The organism is Simplicispira metamorpha, assembly GCF_004341365.1.
GTDB classification, from domain to species: Bacteria; Pseudomonadota; Gammaproteobacteria; order Burkholderiales; family Burkholderiaceae_C; genus Simplicispira; species Simplicispira metamorpha.
In genome coordinates, this window is the sequence record NZ_SLXH01000003.1 from 107451 (window position 1) to 130044 (window position 22594).

Here is a 22594-nt window from a genome sequence, read left to right on the forward strand (position 1 = left end):
CCTTTCACTTTTCAATGACCTGTGTCCATGCAAATCAGTGCTGAATCTGTTCTGGCCCTGGCACCCGATGCCGCCTCGGCCAAGGCCGCCAATGGATTGACCAAACCGGGGCAATGGCCGCTGCTGGGCGCCAACGAAGCGGCGGTGTGGGGCGAATGCCAGGGCAGCAGCCGCTACCAGACACAGGTGGACTTGTCGGGGCCGTCGTTTCGCTGCTCGTGCCCCAGCCGCAAGTTTCCGTGCAAACACGGCCTGGCTTTGCTGCTGCTGTGGGCCAAAAGCCCGGCGCTGTTCCAGACCGGCCCATCGCCCGCCTGGGTGAGCGAGTGGCTGGCCTCGCGCACCGAGCGCAGCCAGAAAAAAGAAGAAAAGCAGCGCGAGAAAGCCGCTGAAAAAGCCGCCGACCCCAACGCCGCAGAGGCTGCCCTGAAAACCGCGCAAAAACGCTGGGCGCGCATCGACAAGGGCGTGGCCGAATTGCAGCAATGGCTGCTCGACCAGGCTGCGCAGGGGCTGGGCCACCTCACCCCCGACAGCCAGGACGCCTGGGATGCCATGGCCGCGCGCCTGGTCGATGCCCAGGCCCCGGGCCTGGCGCAGCGCCTGCGCTACGCCGCGGCCGCGCTGTTCGATGGCCCGCACTGGCCAGAAAACGTGCTGCGCCGCCTGGGCCTGCTGCAACTGGCCTGCGACGCCGTGGCGCGGCGCACGGCCCTGGGCGAGGGCGCCATCGCCGACGTGCGCGCCCTGCTGGGCTGGCCCCTGGACAAAGACGCTGTACTGGCACAGGCCAGCCCCGTGCGCGACCAGTGGCAGGTGATGGGCGTGATCCAGGAAGAGCGCGAGGGCGGGCTGATGGAGCGGCGTGTGTGGCTGCACGGCCTGCACACCGGCCAGCGTGCCCTGGTGCTGGACCACGCGTTTGCAGGCCGTGCTTTTGAGCAGGCCTGGATGTGCCCGGCCACCGTGGATGCCGCACTGGCTTTCTATCCCAGTGCCGCGCCGCTGCGCGCGCTGGTGGCGGGTGCTGGCAGCGAGGCGGACGCGGCACCTGCCGCGCAGGGCGCTGGCACCAGCACCCCAGCGCAGGAGTGGCATGCCGTGGCCCGGCGCATGGCAGACAACCCGTGGGGCTTTTTGCACCCCTTGCGCTGCCATGACGCCACGATGGCCCACGACGCAGACCATTTCTACCTGCACTGGGGCACTGCGGTGCTGCCCTTGCAGCTGCGCCAGGCCGATGGCTGGACTTTGCTGGCACTGGGTGCCGGACACGCCCTGACCGTACAAGGCGAATGGGACGGCCAAGCCCTGCGCCCTTTGTCTGCACACAGCCCCGAAGGGGTCTGGATCTGGAGTCCCGCATGAGTCTGCACAGCCCTTCCCAGGCCACGTTGTGGCAAACCCTGTTGCCCGCTGCCATGGTGGGCACCGACAAAAAAACCGTGGCAGCCCCCCTGCTTGACGGGGCGGTGGGCGCTTTGCTGGCGCAGGTACAGGCCCAGGCGGCGCAGCCCGCCCTGGCGCTGTTGCAAATGGCGGGCGTGCTGGCCGTGTGCGAGCGTGCCGGATGGAAAGGCCAGGCCCCTGCTACGCCGGGTAGCGGCGCTGCCGCCTGCGCCATCGGCCCTGAAGAGTGGGTGCCGCTGGAGCCCGGCGATCTGCACTCCTGCCTGCATTGGTTGCTGACCGAGGCACCGCAGCGCCTGCAAATTGAGCTGTTCCAGCGCCTGCACGCGGCACGCCGGCGGCTGCCGGTGGGGGTGCTACCGCTGGCGCTGGATACGGGTTCGCGCAGCACGGCGCTGCGTCCATCGCTGGTGGCCGTGCTGGGCGAGCGCGGGCGCTGGCTGGCCCGCCACAGCAGCCACTGGCGCTATGCCATCGGCACGGCAGACAGCGCACCAGCGGCCACGCGCTGGCAAGAGGGCACGCTGGCGCAGCGGGTGCAACTGCTGCAAGAAGAGCGCGCCACCGATCCGGCCAGTGCCCGCCAGCGTTTGCAGGCGGCCTTGCCCGATTTGCCCGCCAAAGAACGCGCCGACCTGGTGGCGGTGTTGCACACCGGCCTGTCGGCGGACGACGAAGCGCTGCTGACCACCCTGGCCCAGCAAGACCGGGGCCGTGAAGTGCGCCAGAACGCGCGCGCCTTGCTGGTACAACTGCCCACCAGTGTGCCCACGCTGCGCGCCATCGCCCGCGTGCAAGTCTGCCTGGAGCAGGCTAGGCCCGGCGATTGGCGCCTGGAGCCACCCCAAGCCCCTGGCGAAGACTGGAAAGCCGAGGGCCTGGAGGCCGAGCGCCCCAAACACGAAAGCATGGGCGAGCGCGCCTGGTGGCTGTACCAACTGGCCCGGCAGGTGCCGCTGGCGTGGTGGCCGCAGCACACTGGCATGGCCCCAGATGCCCTGGTGCAGTGGGCCAGCCAGGGCGACTGGCACGAAGCCCTGGTGCGCGCCTGGCTGGACGTGCTCAAGATGGCGCCCGAAACCGCCTGGTGCCATGCCTTCCTGGAGCACTGGCCGGGCAAGCTGCTGCGCGAATCCCCCGCCACCGTGCTGGCCCTGTTGCCCGCCGCTGACCGGGAGCCCTATTGGTTGCGCACCCTGCAAGCCATGGGCAAAGCGCAGGTTGGCGGACTGGACGAGGTGTTGCAGCAAATTGTGGCTGCGTACCCGCCCGGCCAGCACCTGTCGCTGGCCCTGTCACAGCAGTTGCTGGAAAAACTGCCGCTGTACCTGCACCGCTACTACCACCTCCCGCTGGCAGAGCTGTGTTGCGTGCTGCACCCCGATACGCTGGCGCCATTGTTGGCCCAGGCGCAGCAGCAGCACAGCGAAGACCAAGCCCCCGGCCAGGCGCTGGCGCAGGCCCTGCGCCACAGCCTGCCGGTGTTGTTGGCACGGCGCGCCTTTGCGCAACTGCCCGCCGCCTGAGCGGGCGCAACCCATCCATCCCCTTTTTTTGTCCCTGGATTTGTCGCTTCCGAAAGACCGTCATGAGCACCACCGAAGCCCTGCGCCAACACGCTGAACACCAATTTGCCCACGAGCTGGAAGAGCTCCAGAAGGCAGACACCCACGCACGCCCCGCCAACTGGCAACTGTCGCCGTGGGCAGTGGTGTCGTACCTGATGGGTGGCAAGCTCGATAACGGCTTTGAGATCAGCGCCAAATACATCGGCAGCCGCCGCCTGATGGAGATTGCCGTGGCCACGCTGGCCACCGACCGGGCGCTGCTGCTGTACGGCGTGCCCGGCACGGCCAAATCGTGGGTGTCTGAGCACCTGGCGGCTGCCGTGAGTGGCAACTCCACCTTGCTCATCCAGGGCACCGCAGGCACCAGTGAAGAGCAGCTGCGCTACGGCTGGAACTACGCCCAGCTCCTGGCCAATGGCCCCTCGGAAAAAGCCCTGGTGCCCAGCCCGCTGATGAATGCCATGCGTGATGGCAAGATCGCCCGCGTCGAAGAGCTCACCCGCATCCCCGCCGATGTGCAGGACTCGCTCATCACCGTGTTGTCAGAAAAAACCCTGCCCATCCCGGAGCTGGGCTCGGAGGTGCAGGCCACGCGCGGCTTCAGCGTGATTGCCACCGCCAACAACCGCGACAAGGGTGTGAACGAGCTGTCGGCAGCGCTCAAGCGGCGCTTCAACACCGTGGTGCTGCCCGTGCCCGCATCGGAGGATGAAGAAGTCTCCATCGTCGTCAAGCGCGTGGGTGAGATGGGCCGGGCGCTGCAACTGCCCGCCGAACCGCCCGCCCTGAAGGAGGTGCGCCGCATCGTGCAAATCTTCCGCGAGTTGCGCAGTGGCCGCACGCTCGATGGTAAGACGCAGCTCAAGTCGCCCAGCTCTTCGCTGTCCACCGCCGAGGCCATCTCGGTCATCAACAACGGCATGGCGCTGGCCGGGCACTTTGGCGATGGCGTACTGCACCCGCACGATGTGGCCGCCGGCTTGATTGGCGCCGTGGTCAAAGACCCGGTGCAGGATGCCGTGGTGTGGAAAGAATATTTGGACATCGTGGTCAAGGAGCGCGAAGACTGGAAGAGCCTGTACCGCGCCTGCAAGGAACTCGAATAACAGGCCGCTGCCGTGAGCAAAGTCCCCGAAGCCCCCAAAGTCCACTACTTTGGCATTCGCCACCACGGGCCGGGCTGCGCGCGCAGCCTGGTGCGTGCCTTTGCCGGGTTGCAGCCCGACTGCGTGCTGGTCGAAGGCCCGCCCGAGGCCGAAGGCGTGCTGGCCGCCCTGTTGTCCGAGCAGATGCAGCCGCCCGTGGCGCTGCTGAGCTACTGCCCCGATGAGCCGGCGCGCGCGGTGTACCACCCGTTTGCAGTGTTCTCGCCCGAATGGCAGGCGCTGCGCTGGGCACTCATGCAGCAGGTGCCGGTGTCGTTCATTGATCTGCCCCTGGCGCACCAGATGGCGCTGGCCAAAGCGCAGGAAGCCGAGGTGGCTGCCCAGGAGGCTGAAGAGGCCAGCGAGTCCGGTGGGCCCGATGAGGCCAACGCACCCGCCGTCGCCCACGACAACGCCCCGGGTAGCGCAGTAGCGCCCGCTGCTGCTGATGGCGCGCAAGCCCCTGCTGCCGACCCCACCGCAGACCCCGAGCCCGGCTACCGCACCGACCCTTTGAACTGGCTGGCCCAGGCTGCAGGCCACGCCGATGGTGAAAGCTGGTGGAACCACACCGTGGAAGAGCGCGGCGATGGCGAAGAACTGTTTGCAGCCATCGCCGAGGCCATGACCACCCTGCGCGCCGATCTGGGGGTGCAGGCCGAAGAATCCTGCCCCTACCGCGCCCGCCGCGAGTTGCTGCGCGAGGCCCACATGCGCCAGCGCATCCGCGAGGCCGTCAAGAAAGGCCACGAGCGCATTGCCGTGGTCTGCGGTGCCTGGCACCTGGGCGGCTTGCAAGCCAGCGTCAAGGCCAGCGCCGATAGCGCCTTGCTCAAAGGCTTGCCCAAGCTCAAGGTGCAATCGACCTGGGTGCCCTGGACGTACCGCCACCTCACACGTGCCAGCGGTTACGGCGCTGGCATAGCGGCCCCCGGCTGGTACGAGCACCTGTGGTTCAGTGGTGTGGCCGCTGACGCCGCGCCCGGCAGCGCTGCGCCGCGCACCGTGGGCTGGCTGGCGCGGGTGGCGCGCCTGATGCGCGAACGCGACCTGGACTGCTCCAGCGCCCACCTGATCGAAGCCACGCGCCTGGCCGATACCCTGGCTGCCCTGCGCCAGCGCCCGCAGGCGGGGTTGGAAGAACTGCACGAAGCCACCCGCACCGTGCTGACCATGGGCGACGAGGCTGCGCTCGGCTTCATTGCCGACGCCCTGCTGGTGGGCCAGCGCATGGGCCAGGTGCCGCCCGACGTGCCCACCGTGCCGCTGCAAAAAGACGTGGAGCAGCAGCAAAAATCCCTGCGCCTCAAGCCCGAGGCGCTGGAGCGCACGCTCGACCTGGACTTGCGCCAGCCCAACGACCTGGCGCGCAGCCACCTGCTGCACCGCCTGCACCTGATCGACGTGCCCTGGGGCCGCGTCAGCCGCACTGGGCGCGCATCGCGCGGCGGCACCTTCCATGAAATCTGGCGCCTGCAATGGCAGCCCGAATTTGTGGTGCGCCTGATCGAAGCCAGCCAGTGGGGGCAAACGCTGGAGGCTGCCGCCACCGCCGCCAGCCTGGAGCAGGCGCAGCAGGCCGAGCACCTGCGCGACCTGTCCGAGCTGGTCAACCAGGTGCTGCTGGCCGACCTGGCGCCCGCCGTGCAGGCCGTGACGCGCATCCTGGAAAACCGCGCGGCGGTCAACGGTGACACGCTGCAACTGCTCGAAGCCCTGCCACCGCTGGCCAACGTGTTTCGCTACGGCAACGTGCGCCAGACCGATACCGGCATGGTTGCGCACATGCTCGACAGCCTCATCGTGCGCGCCGCCATCGGCCTGCCGCTGGCGTGCAGCGGCATCGACGACGACAGCGCCGACAGCCTGCGCACCACGCTGCTGGCTGCCCACAGTGCGGTTTCGTTGCGTGATGCGCCCGAGCAGACGCAGGCCTGGCAGCGTGCCCTGCGCCTGATGGCCGACAGCACCACGGCCCACGAGCTGCTACAAGGTTTGGCTGCCCGCCTGCTGCTGGACGAAGGCATCTGGCAGGCCAGCGACGCCGCGCAGGCGCTGTCGCTGCACTTGTCCAGTGGCGTCGAGCCGCTCCAGGCTGCTGCCTGGCTCGAAGGTTTTCTGAACCGCAATGCCATGGTGCTGCTGCACGACCAGCAGCTGTGGCAACTGGTCAACGACTGGCTGTGCGGTCTGGGCGAGGAGCATTTCGTCCACATCCTGCCGCTGGTGCGGCGCACCTTTGCCGCCTTCAGCGCCAGCGAGCGCCAAGACCTGGGCCAGCGTGCGCGCCAAGGGGGCCACAGCACGGTGGCTGCCGCTGCCCGCACCGCAGCGGTGCAGTGGGATGAGGCCCTGGCCGCCTTGCCCGTGCCACTGCTGCAAACCATCCTGGGAATCGCTCCATGAACACCGACACCGTATCCACCGTGGATGCCCCATCCCCCATCACCGAAGAAGAGCGCCTGCGCCGCTGGCGCCTGGTGCTGGGCGGGCAGGCCGAAGGCAGCTGCGGCAAGCTCTCGGGCCAGATGGCAGAAATCGACCAGGCACTGGCTGCGCTGTACGACGCCGACGACAAGGGCGGCCTGGGCAAATCCACTGAGCGCAAAGGCGGGCGCGGCAGCTCTGCGCCCAGCGTGGCGCGCTGGCTGGGCGACATCCGCAAATACTTCCCCACGCAGGTGGTGCAGGTCATGCAGCGCGATGCGCTGGAGCGCCTGGACTTGCGCAGCCTGCTGCTAGAGCCCGAAATGCTGGAGAGCACCCACGCCGATGTGCATCTGGTGGCCAACCTGATCGCGCTGTCGGGCGTGATTCCGGCCAGCACCAAAGAGACGGCCCGCATGGTGGTGCGCAAGGTGGTCAATGAGCTGCTGAAAAAGCTGGAAGAGCCCATGCGCTCGGCGGTGACCGGCGCGCTCGACCGCAGCCAGCGCAACCGCCGCCCGCGCCACAGCGAGATCGACTGGAACCGCACCATCCGCGCCAACCTGCGCCACTGGCAGGAGGAGTACCGCACCATCGTGCCCCAGCAGCTCATCGGCTATGGCCGCAAGGCACGCAGCCCGCAGCGCGAGGTGGTGTTGTGCATTGACCAAAGCGGCTCCATGGCCGCATCGGTGGTGTATTCGAGCATCTTCGGCGCGGTGATGGCCTCGCTGCCCGCCGTGGCGACCAAGATGGTGGTGTTCGACACCGCCATCGTGGATCTGACCGACCAGCTCGACGACCCGGTGGAGCTGCTGTTTGGCGTGCAACTGGGCGGCGGCACCGACATCAACGGCGCGGTGGGCTATTGCCAGTCCATCATCCGCGAGCCGCGCAACACCATTTTGGTGCTGATTTCTGACCTGTACGAAGGCGGCGTCGAGGCCAATTTGCTGCGCCGTGCGGCTGCGCTGGTGGAGTCGGGCGTGCAGTTCATCACCCTGCTGGCGCTGAGCGACGAAGGTGCGCCCTCGTACGACCGGGCGCTGGCGGCCAAGCTGGCGGCGCTGGGTGTGCCCTCGTTTGCCTGCACCCCCGATGCTTTTCCGGGCCTGATGGCTGCTGCCATCCGCAAGGAGGACATCAACGCCTGGGCCGCAGGCCAGGGGCTGGTGGCCACGGCCAAGGGGGGGTGTTGATTCAAAAATGATAGCTGCTCGCGCTTATCCAGAAAGCGCTGGAAGCCGATTTAACTGAATTTTTCTGGGGCTGAAAGCGTCCGGCGCTGGGGCATCACCCTGCCGTGGTGGCGCTCGTGGGCGCGGGCTGCGCGGCATTTTGCGCTTGCACGCGCGCACTGAAGCCCGAGCGCTCCATCAGCGAGCGCGGCTGCTCCTGCGGGTTGCTCACGCACAGCAGGCCGCCGCGCTGGCCCACGGCCTTGAGAATTTGCTCCAAGCCGTCCAGTCCGGTGGTGTCCAGCGCGAACAGGCCGCTGGCGTCCAGCTCCACCTGCACCCCGGCAGGGCCTGCTTCAATCGCCTGCACGATGGGGTCGATCTTGGCGGCTGCACCAAAAAACAGCGCGCCGTGCAGTTGCCAGGCCAGGCGCGGGCGGGCGCTGGCGCCCTCGGCGGCGGGCGCTGCGGGCGCTACCGGGTCGGCCCGGAACAGCGCGCTCATGCGGCGCACAAACAGCACGCAGGCCAGCACCAGACCCACCTCGACGGCCACGGTGAGGTCAAACACCACCGTCAGCAAGAAGGTGCCGACCATCAACAGCCGGTAGTGGTTGCTGAAGTGTTTGAGGCGCACAAACTCGTGCCATTCGCCCATGTTCCAAGCCACAAACAGCAAGATGCCCGCCAGCACTGCCAGCGGAATGTGCAGCGCCAGCGGCGCCGCCACCAGCACGATCAGCGCCAGCGCCAGCGCATGCACCATGCCTGCAATGGGCGTGGTGGCACCGGCGCGCAGGTTGGTCACGGTGCGGGCGATGGTGCCGGTCACGGGCATGCCGCCAAAAAACGGCACGACAAAGTTGGCCACGCCCTGGGCCATCAGCTCCTGGTTGGGGTCGTGCTTGCGGTAGTGCGGGTCGGTGGCCAGCTGGTCGGCCACGCGCGCGCACAGCAAGGATTCGATGGCGCCCAGCAGCGCGATGGTGAGGGTGGGCGTGACCAGCAGGCGCACCGTGTCCCACGAAAAATCGGGCAGGGCAAAGGCCGGTGGCTGCTGCGGAATGCCGCCAAACTGGCTGCCGATGGTGGCCACGGGCATGTCCAGCCACTGCGCCAGCGCTGTCAGCGTGACCAGCGCCACCACGGGGGCGGGCACGCGGGCAAACACACGCACGGTGTGCCCTTCGGCCACGCGCAGCACCGGCGAGCCCTTCAGAAACAGCCGGGGCCAGACAAACAGCACCGCCAGGCAGGCCACCCCCAGCCCCAGCGCATAGGGGTTGAGCGTGTGGATGTGCTGCACCAGCGTATGCACCTGCGAAAAGAAGTTGCCCGGCATCTTGGCAATGTCCAGCCCCAGCCAGTCCTTGAGCTGCGACAGCGCAATCAGCACGGCAATGCCGTTGGTAAAGCCGATGACGATGCTCACCGGCACAAAGCGCACCAGATTGCCCAGTTTGAACAGCCCCAGCAGAAACAGCAGCACGCCCGCGCAGGCGGTGGAAATGAGCAGGTTGGCCAGCCCGTAGCGCTCCACAATCCCATAGACGATGACGATGAACGCCCCGGCGGGCCCGCCAATCTGCACATTGGTGCCCCCCAGCAGCGACACCAGAAACCCCCCGATGATGGCCGTCCACAGCCCCGCTTCGGGCTTGAGTCCGCTGGCAATGGCAAACGCCATGGCCAACGGCAGTGCCACGATGCCCACGGTGGCGCCCGCGCCGATGTCGGTCAGTGCCCGGGTGCGGGTGTAGCCGCGCAGTGCGTCGAGGATGCGGGGGCGAAAGGCAAAAGACCAGGCCATGGGGGGAGTCCTCCAACAAGATGGGGGGCTCTGCCCCCGGGGGGAGAGAGAGTGCGTCAGCCTACGCGCATGCCGGGCGTGGCGCCGGGCCAGGGGCTCAGCACGTGGATGCCGGGGTGGGCTTTTTCATCGCCGTGGCTGGCGGCCAGCACCATGCCCTCGCTCACGCCAAACTTCATCTTGCGCGGTGCCAGGTTGGCCACCACCACGGTGAGCTTGCCAATCAGGTCTTCTGGCTGGTAGGCGCTGGCAATGCCGGAAAACACGTTGCGGTGGCGGCCTTCGCCCACATCCAGCGTCAGGCGCAAGAGCTTGGTCGAGCCTTCCACCGCCTCGCAGTTGACGATCTGGGCGATGCGCAGGTCGATCTTGGCAAAGTCGTCAATGGTGATGGTGGGGGCGATGGCTTCGCCGCCGGGTGCTATGGTTTCGATAGCTTCTGGCGCTTGCTGTGCTTGGGCTGGAGGCTCAAACAATGCTTCGAGCTGCTCGGGCGTGACGCGCTGCATCAGGTGCTGGTAGGCGCCAATCACATGGCCCTGGCCGAGCATGGTCTGGGCGTCGGCAAAGGTGAAGGGCGCCACCTTCAGGAAGGCTTCCACCTGCGCCGCCAGCGCAGGCAGCACGGGCTTGAGCAAGATGGTGAGCACGCGGAAGGCTTCGATGCAGGTGCTGCACACGTCTTGCAGGCGGCCTTCCATGCCGTCTTGCTTGGCCAGCTCCCAGGGCTTGTTCTGATCGACGTAGGCGTTCACGCGGTCGGCCAGCAGCATGGTTTCGCGCAGGGCCTTGCCATATTCACGCTCGGCCAGCAGCTCGATGATGGCGGGGGCGGCGCTGCGCAGGTGCTCCAGCAGCGCATCGCCATCGGCGGAGACCTCGCCCAGCACGCCGCCAAAGCGCTTGGCGATAAAGCCCGCCGCGCGGCTGGCGATGTTGATGTATTTGCCGATCAGGTCGCTGTTGACGCGGGCCATGAAGTCGTCGGCGTTGAAGTCGATGTCCTCGTTGCGGCTGCTGAGCTTGGTGGCCAGGTAGTAGCGCAGCCACTCGGCGTTCATCGACAGGCCCAGGTACTTGAGCGGGTCCAGGCCCGTGCCCCGGCTTTTGCTCATTTTCTCGCCGTTGTTGACCGTCAAAAAGCCGTGGACGAATACCGAGTCGGGCACCTTGCGGCCACTGAACTTGAGCGTGGCGGGCCAGAACAGCGTGTGGAAGGTGACGATGTCTTTGCCAATGAAGTGGTATTGCTCCAGCAGCGGGTCGGCCATGTAGGCGTCGTAGCTTTGGCCGCGCTTGTCCAGCAGGTTTTTCAACGAGGCCAGGTAGCCGATGGGCGCGTCCAGCCAGACGTAGAAGTATTTGCCCGGCGCGTCGGGGATTTCGATGCCGAAGTAGGGCGCATCGCGCGAGATGTCCCAGTCGCCCAGGCCCTCGCTGGTGGTGCCGTCGGGGTTGGTGCGCACGGTGAACCATTCGCGCACCTTGTTGGCCACTTCGGGCTGCAGGCGGCCGTTTTGCGTCCAGTCTTCCAGAAAGGCCACGCAGCGCGGGTCAGACAGCTTGAAGAAAAAGTGCTCGGAGCTTTTGAGCACCGGCGTGGCGCCCGACAGCGCCGAGAAGGGGTGGATCAGGTCGGTGGGCGCATAGACGGCGCCACAGACTTCGCAGTTATCGCCGTACTGGTCTTTGGCGTGGCACTTGGGGCATTCGCCTTTGATGAAGCGGTCGGGCAGGAACATGTTCTTCTCGGGGTCGAAGAACTGCTCGATGGTGCGCGTCTCGATCAGGCCATTGGCCTTCAGGGCGCGGTAAATGTCTTGCGCGAGCTGGTGGTTTTCCGGGGCGTCGGTGCTGTGCCAGTTGTCGAACTGGATGTGAAAGCCATCGAGGTACTGCTGGCGGCCAGCGGCGATGTCGGCCACAAACTGCTGGGGCGTTTTGCCGGCTTTTTCAGCGGCAATCATGATGGGCGCGCCGTGCGTGTCGTCGGCGCCGACGAAGTTGACCTCGTTGCCCAGCAGCCGCTGCGTGCGCACCCAGATGTCGGCCTGGATGTATTCCATGATGTGGCCGATGTGGAAGTTGCCATTGGCGTAGGGCAGGGCGGTGGTGACAAAAAGTTTGCGTGCAGACATGGTGTGGGGGAAGCGGGGGTTGGCGGCGCGGCGCGCGGTGCGGCGCGGAACTGGCGATTTTAGGACGATGGGGGCCGGGCGCTGCGGCCTTCAGGTGCGGCGCGGCGGGCAGGTTCTCAGCGCACGCTGCGCAGCAACTGCGCCAGCGCCGGGCCTTGCAGCAGCACCAGGCCGTGCGCGTTGGCAAATTCCACCGCAGCATCGGTGACGGTGCCCTGCGCCGCGATGTAGGCGCCCGAGGCCACGCCCTGCGCCTGCATGGCCGCGTGCAGCTGGCGCAGCGGCTCGATGCCGTGGGTGGCGGCTTTCCAGCGCCGGGCGCTGACCAGCGTGGTGCGCGCGCCCTGGGTCAGGCAAAAGTCGGCGTGCGGGTGGTTCAGGCGCTCTACGCTGGCGCCGCCCGCTTGCCAGGCGCGCTCCAGGGTGTCGGCAAACTCGCGCCAGGGCTGGGCCAGCGCCGTGGCCAGGGCCTGCTCCACTTGCGCGCTGTTGGGCGCGTTCCACTGGCGCCACGCGGCGATGCAGCCCACCACCGTGATCGGCACGGCCCCCAGGGCACCAAACACCACGTACTGCGCGGGCAGCAGCGTGCTTGCCACCAGCACGATCAGCCCGGCCACGGCAAAGCTGGCCCACCAGGGCGAGCGCAGCAAAATCGCAAACAGGGAGTTGGGGGCCATCTTGAATTTCACGGAGCGCCTTTGGTAGGGTGGTTTCGCGGGGGGGAAAGGGAAAAACGGGGAGAACAAAGCGTGCGCATTGTCCTTCAGCCACCGGGGGAACCTTGCTTGGATAGACTAGCCGCCCCCCACAGGAGTTAATTCAATGGCAGTCACAGAACAAGGCCTTTTGGCGGCGCTTTCCAGCGTGCTCGACCCGCATACCGGCAAAGATTTCGTCAGCACCCGCGCACTGCGCAACCTGCACATCAGCGGTGGCGATGTGGCGTTTGATGTCGAGCTGGGCTACCCCGCCAAGAGCCTGGTGCCCGAGTTGCGCCGCAGCCTGGTGGCCGCCGCCAAGGGCGTGGCCGGCGTGGACAACGTCTCGGTCAACATCACCACCAAGGTGGTGGCCCATGCCGTGCAGCGCGGCGTGCAGTTGCTGCCGCAGGTGAAGAACATCATTGCCGTGGCCTCGGGCAAGGGCGGCGTGGGCAAGAGCACCACGGCTGCCAACCTGGCGCTGGCGCTGGCCGCCGAGGGCGCCAGCGTGGGCGTGCTGGACGCCGACATCTACGGCCCCAGCCAGCCCATGATGCTGGGCATCAACCGCCGCCCCGAAAGCGAAGACGGCCAGACCATGGAGCCGCTGGAAAACTACGGCGTGCAGGTCATGTCCATTGGCTTCCTGGTAGACCAGGACGAGGCCATGATCTGGCGCGGCCCCATGGCCACGCAGGCGCTGGAGCAGCTGCTGCGCCAGACCAACTGGAAAGACCTCGATTACCTCATCATCGACATGCCCCCCGGCACGGGCGACATCCAGCTCACCCTGAGCCAGCGCGTGCCCATGACCGGCGCCGTCATCGTCACCACGCCGCAGGACATCGCGCTGCTGGACGCCAAAAAGGGCATCAAGATGTTTGAAAAGGTGGGCGTGCCCATCCTGGGCATCGTCGAGAACATGGCCGCCCACGTGTGCAGCAACTGCGGCCATGTGGAACACATTTTTGGCGCCGATGGCGGCAAGAAGATGGCGGCTGATTACGGTATGGATTACCTGGGCGCACTGCCGCTGGACATGAGCATCCGCCTGCAAGCCGACTCGGGCCGCCCCACCGTGGTGGCCGACCCCGATGGTGATGTGGCGCAAATCTACAAAAAAGTGGCACGCGACGTGGCCGTGAAGATTGCGCAGCAGGCCAAGGACTTTTCCAGCAAGTTCCCGACCATCGCGGTCAGCAAGAACACCTGAGATCGCTGCCACGCTGCGGGGGGCAGGCCCAGTGCGGCGCCCGGTGGGCCGGGCTGGGGTTTGGCGGTGGGCGCTGGCCGTGGTCTGACCGGGCGGTCAGCGCACGGGCGCTGGTGCCCGCACTGACTGCGCGCGCGCAGGGGCCTCGGTCTGGCCGTGCGGTAGGCGCACCGTAGGGATGGCCGCATTGACGCGCATCCGGGGCGCCGCCACACTGCCAGCGACTTTTTTTACGAGCTGCGCGGCCCCATGACCTCTCTGACCAACCCCACCGCCGAGTCTGGCGCCGACCCCGCTGCGGTGGCCGTGGCCACGCCAGATGATTTGCGCGCACTGATCCGCCGCAAAAGCCGCCTCAAGGGCCGCCAGCCTGAAGACACCGCCCTGGCCGAGGTGGCGGCCCTGCTGGGCGAGCGCCCGCCCGAGGGTTTCCGGCGCGACCTGCTGATCGAATACCTGCACCGCCTCAATGACCACTTCGGGGTGCTGCACCTGCGCCACCTGGTGGCGCTGGCCCGGCTGCTGAACCTGCCGCTGGCCGAGGTGCATGAGGTGGCCAGCTTCTACCACCACTTCGAGATCGTGCGCAGCGACAGTGCCCCCGCGCCGCGCCTGGTGCTGCGCGTGTGCGACAGCCTCAGTTGCAGCATGGCAGGCAGCGCTGATTTGCTGGTGCAGTTGCCCCAGCGGCTGCGCGCCGCAGGCCACGGCGATGTGCAGGTGCAGGCCGTGCCCTGCGTGGGCCGCTGCGCCCAGGCACCGGTGGCCGTGCTGCACCAGCACCCGTTGCCCCAGGCCACGGTGGCGGGCGTGCTGCACGCCGTGGATTTGATGCCAAATCGGTATCTAGCCCAGCACCCGTGCGCGCAAGCAGCTATGAATTTTGATGTGGCTGCCCACGCTCCGTGCAGCATCCCGCCCGCCGATGCCGCCGATGCCGCCGATGCCGCCGATGCCGCCGATGCCGCCGATGCCGCCGATGCCGCCGATGCCGCCGATGCCGTCGTTGGTGTTGATGCCGTAGCCCCCGCCGTCACCGATCTGGCCACCTACCGCGCCCACGGCGGCTATGCGCTGGCCACCGCCCTGGCCCATGGCGAAATGGATGCCGAGCAAGCGCTCACGGCCCTGGAAGACGCGGGCCTGCGCGGATTGGGCGGCGCGGGCTTTCCTGCCGGGCGCAAATGGCGCATCGTGCGCGAGCAACCCGCCCCGCGCCTGCTGGCCGTCAACATCGACGAGGGCGAGCCCGGCACCTTCAAAGACCGCACCTACCTGGAGCGCGACCCGCACCGCTTTCTCGAAGGCGTGCTCATTGCCGCCCAGGTGGCGGGCACCGAGGCCGTCTATATCTACCTGCGCGATGAATACCACGGCTGCCGCGCCGTCTTGCAGCAGGCCCTGGCCCAGTTGCAGGCCCAGCCGCCGTGCCCGCTGCCGCAGATCGAACTGCGCCGGGGCGCGGGCGCCTACATCTGCGGCGAAGAATCGGCCATGTTGGAGAGCATCGAAGGCCGACGCGGCCAGCCGCGCCTGCGCCCGCCCTACATCGCGCAGGTGGGGCTGTGGGGGCACCCCACGCTGGCGCACAACTTCGAGACGCTGTACTGGGTGCGCGACACCATGGAGCGCGGCCCGCAGTGGTTTGCCAGCTTTGGCCGGCGCGGGCGCCGGGGGCTGCGCAGCTTCAGCGTCAGTGGGCGGGTGCGCCAGCCGGGCGTCAAGCTGGCCCCGGCGGGCATCACCGTGCAGGAGCTGATCGACGAATACTGCGGCGGCATGCAGGCGGGCCACCAGCTGTATGCGTATTTGCCGGGCGGCGCCTCGGGCGGCATCCTGCCCGCGCGCCTGGCCGATGTGCCGCTGGACTTTGACACCTTGCAGCCCTACGGCTGCTTCATCGGCTCGGCGGCGGTGATTGTGCTCAGCCAGCACGATCGCGCGCGCGATGCCGCCCTCAACGTGATGCGCTTTCTGGCACACGAGAGCTGCGGCCAGTGCACGCCCTGCCGCGTGGGCACGGCCAAAGCGGCGGCGCTGATGCAGGCGCCGCACTGGGATGCCGACACGCTGGCCGACCTGGCGCAGGTGATGCAGGACGCCTCCATCTGCGGCCTGGGGCAGGCGGCGCCCAACCCCATCCGCTGCGTGCAAACGTATTTTGCGCACGAGGTGCAGCCATGAATCCCATCACCTTCGAGCTGGATGGCCAGAGCGTGCAGGCCGCGCCGGACGAAACCATCTGGCAGGCCGCCCAGCGCCATGGCGTGCATATCCCCCACCTGTGCCACACCGATGGCCTGCGCCCCGACGGCAACTGCCGCGCCTGCGTGGTCGAGATCGCGGGCGAGCGTACCCTGGCGCCCAGCTGCTGCCGCCAGCCCACGCCCGGCATGCAGGTGCAGGCCCAGAGTCCGCGTGCCCGCCACAGCCAGAACCTGGTGCTGGAGCTGCTGCTGTCCGATATGCCAGACACGGGTGAGCCCGGGCAGGAACCATCAAAAATCATAGCTGCTAGCGCCTATCCAGCGGGCGCTGGAGGCACATTTGACCCAAAATCGATAGCCACAGGCGCCTACGGTGAAATCAGCGCTTGGGCAGCGCGCCAGGGCGTCACGGTGCGCCCCGCGCTGGCGGCCCTGCGCCGCGCGCCAGTGGCGCCCGACCTGTCGCACCCGGCCATCGCCGTGCAGCTCGATGCCTGCATCCAGTGCAATCGCTGCGTGCGCGCCTGCCGCGAAGAGCAGGTCAACGGCGTGATCGGCGTGGCCGGGCGCGGCGCGCACAGCCGCATTGCCTTTGACCTGGCCGACCCGCTGGCCGACAGCACCTGCGTGGCCTGCGGCGAATGCGTGCAAGCCTGTCCCACCGGCGCCCTGAGCGCCAAAACCCTGCTGGCCGCGCCGCCGGTGGAGCGCACGGTGGATTCGGTGTGCCCGTTTTGCGGCGTCGGCTGCCAGATCACGTACCAGGTGGGCGGCGAACGCATCGTCGGGGTGCAGGGGCGCAACGGCCCGGCCAACCAGGCGCGCCTGTGCGTGAAAGGGCGCTTCGGGCTGGACTACATCCACCACCCCGACCGCCTCATGCTGCCGCTGATCCGCAAGCCCGGCGCGCCCAAGCAGGTGCCCCCCGCTGGCGCCGACTGGCGCGCGGTGTTCCGCGAAGCCACCTGGGACGAGGCGCTGGCGCTGGCCACCGGCCCGCTGCGTGCGCTGCGCGCTGCACACGGGCCCAAGGCGCTGGCCGGTTTTGGCTCGGCCAAGGGCAGCAACGAAGAAGCGTATTTGTTCCAGAAACTGGTGCGCACCGGCTTTGGCAGCAACAACGTCGATCACTGCACCCGCCTGTGCCATGCCTCCAGCGTGGCGGCGCTGCTGGAGGGGCTGGGCTCAGGGGCCGTCAGCAACCCCGTGCGCGACGTGGAGCACGCCGAGTTCATCCTCGTCATTGGCGCCAATCCCACGGCCAACCACCCCGTGGCCGCCACCTGGATGAAAAACGCGGTGCAGCGCGGCGCCCGGCTGGTGCTGGCCGACCCGCGCGCCACCGACATGCGCCAGCACGCCTGGCGCACCTTGCAGTTCAAGCCCGATGCCGATGTGGCGCTGCTCAACGCCTTGCTGCACACCGTGATCGAGGAGGGCCTGACCGACGCTGCCTTCATCCGCGACCGCACCCTCCAGTACGAAGCCCTGCGCCAGCATGTGCAGGCCTACAGCCCCGAGGCCATGGCCCCGCTGTGCGGCATTGCCGCCAGCACCTTGCGCGAAGTGGCGCGGGCCTATGCCACCAGCCCCGCCGCGATGATTTTCTGGGGCATGGGCGTGAGCCAGCATGTGCATGGCACCGACAACGTGCGCTGCCTGATTGCGCTGGCCACCATCACCGGCCAGATCGGCAAGCCCGGCAGCGGCCTGCACCCGCTGCGCGGCCAGAACAACGTGCAAGGCGCCAGCGATGCCGGGCTGATTCCGATGATGTTCCCCGACTACCAGCGGGTGGACAACCCGCAGGCACGCGCCTGGTTTGAGCAGTTCTGGGGCACGGCACTGGACGAGCGGCCCGGCTACACCGTGGTGGAAATCCTCAACCTGGCCCTGGCCGACGATGCCCACCCGCACAAGGTGCGCGGCATGTACATCATGGGCGAGAACCCGGCCATGAGCGACCCCGACCTGCACCACACGCGCCATGCCCTGGCCCACCTGGAGCACCTGGTGGTGCAGGACATTTTTCTGACCGAAACCGCCTGGCTGGCCGACGTGGTGCTGCCTGCCAGCGCCTGGCCCGAAAAAACCGGCACCGCCAGCAACACCGACCGCACCGTGCAAATGGGCCGCCGCGCCCTGGCACCGCCCGGTCAGGCCCGGCCCGATCTGTGGATCATCCAGCAGATGGCGGCGGGCATGGGGCTGCGCTGGCACTACCCCGGCGCCGAGGCGGGCGTGGCCGCTGTCTATGAAGAAATGCGCCAGGCCATGCACCGATCGATCGGCGGCATCACCTGGCAGCGGCTGGAGCGCGACTCCAGCGTCACCTACCCGTGCCTGTCGGCCGATGACCCGGGCCAGCCGGTGGTGTTTACCGAGCGCTTTCCCACCCCCACGGGGCGCGCCACGCTGGTGCCTGCGGGCATCGTCTGGGCGAACGAGCGGCCCGATGCCGACTACCCGCTGGTGCTCATCACCGGGCGCCAGCTGGAGCACTGGCACACCGGCAGCATGACGCGCCGCGCGGCGGTGCTGGACGCGCTGGAGCCCATCGCCACCGCGTGCATGAATGCCCGCGAGATGGCCCGCTGCGGCGTGCAGCCCGGTGCGCTGGTGCAGGTGCGTTCACGCCGTGGTGCGGTGCAGCTGCACCTGCGCCTGGACGAGGGCACACCCGATGGCGCCGTGTTCATGCCCTTTGCCTACGCCGAGGCCGCTGCCAACCTGCTGACCAACGCGGTACTTGACCCGTTTGGCAAGATACCGGAGTTCAAATACTGCGCCGTGGCCGTGCAGGCCCTACAGTAGCCGCCATGTCGTTACGTCCCCACACCGAAGTCGCCGTCATCCTGCGCTGTGAGCGCATTGACAACCGCTGGCAACCCTGGCGCTGGTCGCTGGCCGATGTCGTGCCCCACGAAGAAGCCTTTGGCACCGCACCCCGGTTGTTGCTCCAGGATGCGCTGGAGGAGCGCTGGCTGTTTCCGGATATGGCTGTAGAGCTGTTCCGTGACGATGCCGAGGGCTACTACCTGAACCTGGCCTCGCCCGCGCCGTGCTGGTTTGTGCTGTGGCGCCTGGACGAAGAAGCGCCCGAAGGCCAGCGCCCCCTGGCGCGCCCCGTGGCCGTGAGCCTGAGCTACCACGATGCAGGCCGCTGGCTGGATGCCCAGGAAACCGTGGAGCAGGTGCCCGCGCCCGCGCCGGTGCGCGAGTGGTTGCAGGCGTTTGTCGATCTGCACTACCAGCCCGAGCCGCGTCGGCGCAGGCGCCCACAGAGTTTTCAGCCGCTGCTGGACCGTTTTGGCAACCCGGCCTCGGTGTCCACCGACAAGCAGCGCGGAGGCGCACATGGCTGACGGATTTTTGGGCCGCTGGTCGCGCCGCAAACAGGAGGCGCTGGCAGGCAAGCCGTTGCCCGAGGAGCCGCCAGCGCCAGTCATAGTGCCCGCCGTGGCACCGGTGCCCGCTGCGCCGCTCACCGCTCGCCCGCCCGTGGTGGCCGGGGCAGCGGGTGCGCACGAGCCCGGACGCAGCGCGGTGGGTGTGGTGCCCGAACCGGTGATTGAGCCTGCACCGCCCACGTTGGCGCAGGCGCAAACCCTCACGCCGCAATCGGACTTCAAGCCCTTTGTTGCCCGGGGCGTAGCGCCTGAAGTGCGCAATGCGGCCATGAAAAAGCTGTTCGCTGACCCGCACTTCAACGTGATGGATGGCCTGGATATCTACATCGACGATTACTCCCGCCCCGACCCGCTGCCCTTGGCCATGCTGCGCCAGATGGCCAGTGCCCAGTTTCTTGGCATGGTGCAGGAGGAGCCAGCCCCGCAGCAGGCGGCTGGCAGTGTGCCTGCCGGTGCGGACAAAGACCCCGTAGCCGCCTGCGCTGCGCCTGCGCACAGCGTGCCACCGCCCGCAGACGTGGCACAGTCGCAGCCCTTAACTACTTCTGGCGCGCCTGTGCCCGCTGGCTTCTTGCCTGAGGGCGGGCCACTGGCCAGCGCTGCCCCCCACGACCATGCCCACGCTGATTTGCGACTGCAACCAGACCATGCCCCTCCAGCCCCAGGCGCTGGGGGCGCTGCTCCATGAAAACCTGACCCTGCACTCTGCCCTGTGTCGGCGCGAGGCTGGTGCTTTTCAGCAAGCCATCCAGTCGGGTGACGAGGTGGTGGTGGCCTGCACCCAGGAGCGGCGCCTGTTTGCCGAGCTGGGCCAGCAGACCGAAGGGGCGGTGTCCCCCATCCGCTTTGTCAACATCCGCGAGACGGGCGGCTGGAGCCGCGATGCGCGCCAGGCCACGCCCAAAATAGCGGCGCTGCTGGCGGCAGCGCGCTTGCCCGAGCCGGATCCGGTGTCCACCGTCACGTTCAAGAGTGCGGGGCGTGTGCTCATCATTGGCGCACTGGATGCTGCCGAGCGTGCCGCCGCCCTGGTGGCCGATGTGCTGGATGTGACCATCTTCACCACCGGCCCGGGCAACGCGGGCGGTGCCCAGGAGCGGCGCTACCCGGTGCTGGGCGGCACCCTCACGTCCCTGACCGGTTGGCTGGGGGCGTTTGAGCTGGCCTGGCAGGCCGACAACCCCATCGACCTGGACTTGTGTACCCGCTGCAATGCCTGCGTGCAGGCCTGCCCGGACAACGCCATCGGGCTGGATTACCAAGTGGACATGGCCGCTTGCGGCGCGCACCGCAGCTGCGTGAAGGTGTGCCAGATAGCGGGCGCGATTGATTTTCAGCGCCTGCCCGCGCGCCATGCAGACCGCTTTGACCTGGTGCTGGATTTGCGCGCTGGCACGGCCACGCCCACGTTCATGCAGCACGCGCTGCCGCAGGGCTATTTCCGCTGGGACGGTCAGGATATGGCCGCCTTGCTGCGTCTGCGCGAGCTGGTGGGCGAGTTTGACAAGCCCAAGTTCTTTGCCTACCAGCAAAAGCTGTGCGCCCACAGCCGCAACACCGCACTGGGCTGCAATGCCTGCGTGGACATTTGCTCCGCCGAGGCCATTCGCAGCGACAAGGGCCGCCAGCGGGTGGTGGTCAATCCGCATTTGTGCGTGGGCTGCGGTGCTTGCACCACGGTGTGTCCGACCGGTGCCATGACCTATGCCTACCCGCGCGCCAGCGACCAGGGGCTGAAAATCCGCACGCTGCTGTCCACCTACGCGACGGCGGGCGGCAAAGAGGCGGTCTTGCTGCTGCACAGCCAGGAGCACGGCGAGGCGCTGGTGCAGGAGCTGGGCCGTGCGGCCCGCCTGGGGCTGGCGCAGGGCGTGCCTGCACGGGTGTTGCCGATGGCCCTGTGGCACACCGCCAGTACCGGCCTGGAGCTGTGGCTCGCCAGCGTGGCCTATGGCGCCCACCAGGTGGTGGTGCTGGTCACTGGTGAAGAAGCGCCGCAGTACCTGGACGGTTTGCAGGCACAGATGGAGACGGCACAGGCCATCTTGCACGGGCTGGGTTACACCGGCACGCACCTGCAGCTCCTGCGGGCCCGCACCGCCATGGACCTGGATGCGCTGCTCCAGGGGCTGGGCCAGACGCGCCCATCGGTTCCTGCTGTGCCTGCGCGCTTTGCCGTATCCCCCGAAAAGCGCAGCACCCTGGAGATGGCGTTGAGCCATTTGCTGGAGCAGGCGCCCTTGCCCGTGGCAGCGCGCCCCGAGGCCATTGCCCTGCCGGCCAGCGGCGCCCTGCTGGGCAGCGTGACGGTGGACAAAGACCGTTGCACCTTGTGCCTGAGTTGCGTGGGGGCTTGCCCGTCCAGCGCCTTGCAAGACAACCCGCAGGCGCCCCAGCTGCGTTTCATTGAGCAAAACTGCGTCCAGTGCGGTTTGTGCGCCACTACCTGCCCCGAAGACGCGCTGGCACTGGTGCCTCGCTTATTGCTCACGCCGCAGCGCGGGCAAGCCCGGGTGCTGCACGACATGCAGCCGTATGCCTGCATCCGTTGCAGCAAGCCGTTTGGCACACTCAAAGCCATCGAGGCCATGCTGGGCAAGCTGGCAGGCCATGCCATGTTCCAGGGCGAAGCACTGGAGCGGCTCAAGATGTGCAGCGACTGCCGCGTGATTGACCTTTATTCCTCGCAGAACGAACAGAAAGTGACCCGCCTGTGAACGCCGCCATCCCTTTGCCCCTGCCCACCAGTTCCGCGCTGGACGAGGAAACCGCGCGCGCTGAGCTGTATGGCCTGCTGGCCCAGTTGTATTACGCCCCGCCACCTGCGCCGTTGCTGGAAGCCCTGCGCGTGGCCGTGACCGAAGCGCCCATGGCCGGCGGCTTTTTGCAAGAGCCCTGGCAGCAACTGGTAGCAGCGGCGCGCGCGCACAGCGATGCAGCCATCGCTGCTGAATACACGGCGTTGTTTGGCGGTGTGGGCAAGCCCGAGGTGTATTTGTATGGATCGCACTACCTCAGCGGTTTTTTGAACGAGAAACCGCTGGCGCGCCTGCGCAGTGACCTGGCGCAGTTCGGCTTGGCCCGCGACGAGGCCATGCCCGAGACGGAAGACCATGTGGCCTATCTTTGTGAAGTGATGCGCTACCTGATTGCGGGTGACGATATGTCGGTCTGCCACCTGACCAGCCAGCGGGATTTTTATGCCACCCATTTGCAGCCGTGGCTGGAGGCGCTGTGCGATGTTTTGCAGGCGCACCCACGGGCGCAGTTTTACGCTGCCCTGGCTGGGCTGACCCGCGCGTTTGCCGTGGTGGAGGCCCAGGCCTTCGACATGCTCGACAGTTGATCTGCTGAAACCGTTCGCAGGCCTGCCCTGACCGCTGC

The 22594-nt window shown here is 67.7% G+C and carries 15 protein-coding genes; 12 read left to right on the forward strand and 3 right to left on the reverse strand.

What is annotated here, in order from left to right; translation table 11 throughout:
* Positions 1–27 precede the first annotated feature (27 nt).
* From EV674_RS02660 to EV674_RS02680, 5 genes are all read left to right on the forward strand, one after another.
* Positions 28–1368: an SWIM zinc finger family protein gene (locus EV674_RS02660; protein ID WP_119012897.1), complete on the forward strand. Its 1341-nt coding sequence runs from the start codon at positions 28–30 to the stop codon at positions 1366–1368.
* Positions 1365–2936 carry a DUF5691 domain-containing protein gene (locus EV674_RS02665; RefSeq protein WP_119012896.1) on the forward strand — a complete coding sequence of 524 codons (1572 nt, stop codon included), beginning with the start codon at positions 1365–1367 and terminating at the stop codon, positions 2934–2936. The genes EV674_RS02660 and EV674_RS02665 overlap by 4 nt, the downstream gene beginning before the upstream one ends.
* 62 nt (positions 2937–2998) lie before the next feature.
* On the forward strand, positions 2999–4084 hold the full coding sequence (locus EV674_RS02670) for an ATP-binding protein (protein WP_119012895.1): 1086 nt from the start codon (positions 2999–3001) through the stop codon (positions 4082–4084).
* 12 nt (positions 4085–4096) lie between these two features.
* Positions 4097–6529: a DUF5682 family protein gene (locus EV674_RS02675; protein WP_119012894.1), complete on the forward strand. Its 2433-nt coding sequence runs from the start codon at positions 4097–4099 to the stop codon at positions 6527–6529.
* Positions 6526–7749 (forward strand): VWA domain-containing protein, encoded by a 1224-nt coding sequence (locus EV674_RS02680; RefSeq protein WP_119012893.1) that lies wholly within the window; start codon positions 6526–6528, stop codon positions 7747–7749. The genes EV674_RS02675 and EV674_RS02680 overlap by 4 nt, the downstream gene beginning before the upstream one ends.
* A gap of 94 nt (positions 7750–7843) precedes the next feature.
* Here EV674_RS02680 and EV674_RS02685 read toward each other — a convergent pair whose 3' ends face one another.
* The 3 genes from EV674_RS02685 to EV674_RS02695 form a co-directional block, all read right to left on the reverse strand.
* Entirely contained in the window at positions 7844–9538 is a 1695-nt protein-coding gene (locus EV674_RS02685) for a SulP family inorganic anion transporter (protein WP_119012892.1), read from the reverse strand.
* 56 nt (positions 9539–9594) lie between these two features.
* Entirely contained in the window at positions 9595–11676 is a 2082-nt protein-coding gene (gene metG / locus EV674_RS02690) for a methionine--tRNA ligase (RefSeq protein ID WP_119012891.1), read from the reverse strand.
* Positions 11677–11792: 116 nt separating this feature from the next.
* Positions 11793–12356 carry a restriction endonuclease gene (locus tag EV674_RS02695; protein ID WP_119012924.1) on the reverse strand — a complete coding sequence of 188 codons (564 nt, stop codon included), beginning with the start codon at positions 12354–12356 and terminating at the stop codon, positions 11793–11795.
* A 145-nt stretch (positions 12357–12501) separates the two neighbouring features.
* Here EV674_RS02695 and apbC point away from each other — a divergent pair, with 145 nt between their 5' ends.
* The 7 genes from apbC to EV674_RS02730 all read left to right on the forward strand — a co-directional run bounded on the left by apbC (position 12502) and on the right by EV674_RS02730 (position 22556).
* On the forward strand, positions 12502–13593 hold the full coding sequence (gene apbC / locus EV674_RS02700; protein WP_119012890.1) for an iron-sulfur cluster carrier protein ApbC: 1092 nt from the start codon (positions 12502–12504) through the stop codon (positions 13591–13593).
* 249 nt (positions 13594–13842) lie between these two features.
* Entirely contained in the window at positions 13843–15777 is a 1935-nt protein-coding gene (locus tag EV674_RS02705) for an NADH-ubiquinone oxidoreductase-F iron-sulfur binding region domain-containing protein (RefSeq protein WP_132750349.1), read from the forward strand.
* Complete coding sequence (gene fdhF, locus EV674_RS02710; protein ID WP_119012889.1) at positions 15774–18614, forward strand: formate dehydrogenase subunit alpha; 2841 nt, start codon at positions 15774–15776, stop codon at positions 18612–18614. Before EV674_RS02705 ends, fdhF begins: the two co-directional genes overlap by 4 nt.
* A gap of 5 nt (positions 18615–18619) precedes the next feature.
* On the forward strand, positions 18620–19165 hold the full coding sequence (locus EV674_RS02715; protein WP_119012888.1) for a DUF3305 domain-containing protein: 546 nt from the start codon (positions 18620–18622) through the stop codon (positions 19163–19165).
* Entirely contained in the window at positions 19158–19898 is a 741-nt protein-coding gene (locus tag EV674_RS02720; protein ID WP_119012887.1) for a DUF3306 domain-containing protein, read from the forward strand. Before EV674_RS02715 ends, EV674_RS02720 begins: the two co-directional genes overlap by 8 nt.
* Positions 19858–21927: a 4Fe-4S binding protein gene (locus EV674_RS02725; RefSeq protein ID WP_119012886.1), complete on the forward strand. Its 2070-nt coding sequence runs from the start codon at positions 19858–19860 to the stop codon at positions 21925–21927. The genes EV674_RS02720 and EV674_RS02725 overlap by 41 nt, the downstream gene beginning before the upstream one ends.
* Positions 21924–22556: a TorD/DmsD family molecular chaperone gene (locus tag EV674_RS02730; protein WP_119012885.1), complete on the forward strand. Its 633-nt coding sequence runs from the start codon at positions 21924–21926 to the stop codon at positions 22554–22556. The genes EV674_RS02725 and EV674_RS02730 overlap by 4 nt, the downstream gene beginning before the upstream one ends.
* The last annotated feature ends 38 nt before the right edge of the window (positions 22557–22594 follow it).

Excerpts from the sequence above, each read along its gene's own strand:
- metG (WP_119012891.1), bottom strand. The coding sequence starts at position 11,676 with ATGTCTGCACGCAAACTTTTTGTCACCACCGCCCTGCCCTACGCCAAT.
- EV674_RS02685 (WP_119012892.1), bottom strand. The coding sequence starts at position 9,538 with ATGGCCTGGTCTTTTGCCTTTCGCCCCCGCATCCTCGACGCACTGCGC.
- EV674_RS02680 (WP_119012893.1), top strand. The coding sequence starts at position 6,526 with ATGAACACCGACACCGTATCCACCGTGGATGCCCCATCCCCCATCACC.
- EV674_RS02705 (WP_132750349.1), top strand. The coding sequence starts at position 13,843 with ATGACCTCTCTGACCAACCCCACCGCCGAGTCTGGCGCCGACCCCGCT.
- EV674_RS02720 (WP_119012887.1), top strand. The coding sequence starts at position 19,158 with ATGGCTGACGGATTTTTGGGCCGCTGGTCGCGCCGCAAACAGGAGGCG.
- EV674_RS02725 (WP_119012886.1), top strand. The coding sequence starts at position 19,858 with ATGCCCCTCCAGCCCCAGGCGCTGGGGGCGCTGCTCCATGAAAACCTG.
- apbC (WP_119012890.1), top strand. The coding sequence starts at position 12,502 with ATGGCAGTCACAGAACAAGGCCTTTTGGCGGCGCTTTCCAGCGTGCTC.
- EV674_RS02695 (WP_119012924.1), bottom strand. The coding sequence starts at position 12,356 with ATGGCCCCCAACTCCCTGTTTGCGATTTTGCTGCGCTCGCCCTGGTGG.
- fdhF (WP_119012889.1), top strand. The coding sequence starts at position 15,774 with ATGAATCCCATCACCTTCGAGCTGGATGGCCAGAGCGTGCAGGCCGCG.
- EV674_RS02665 (WP_119012896.1), top strand. The coding sequence starts at position 1,365 with ATGAGTCTGCACAGCCCTTCCCAGGCCACGTTGTGGCAAACCCTGTTG.
- EV674_RS02715 (WP_119012888.1), top strand. The coding sequence starts at position 18,620 with ATGTCGTTACGTCCCCACACCGAAGTCGCCGTCATCCTGCGCTGTGAG.
- EV674_RS02670 (WP_119012895.1), top strand. The coding sequence starts at position 2,999 with ATGAGCACCACCGAAGCCCTGCGCCAACACGCTGAACACCAATTTGCC.
- EV674_RS02660 (WP_119012897.1), top strand. The coding sequence starts at position 28 with ATGCAAATCAGTGCTGAATCTGTTCTGGCCCTGGCACCCGATGCCGCC.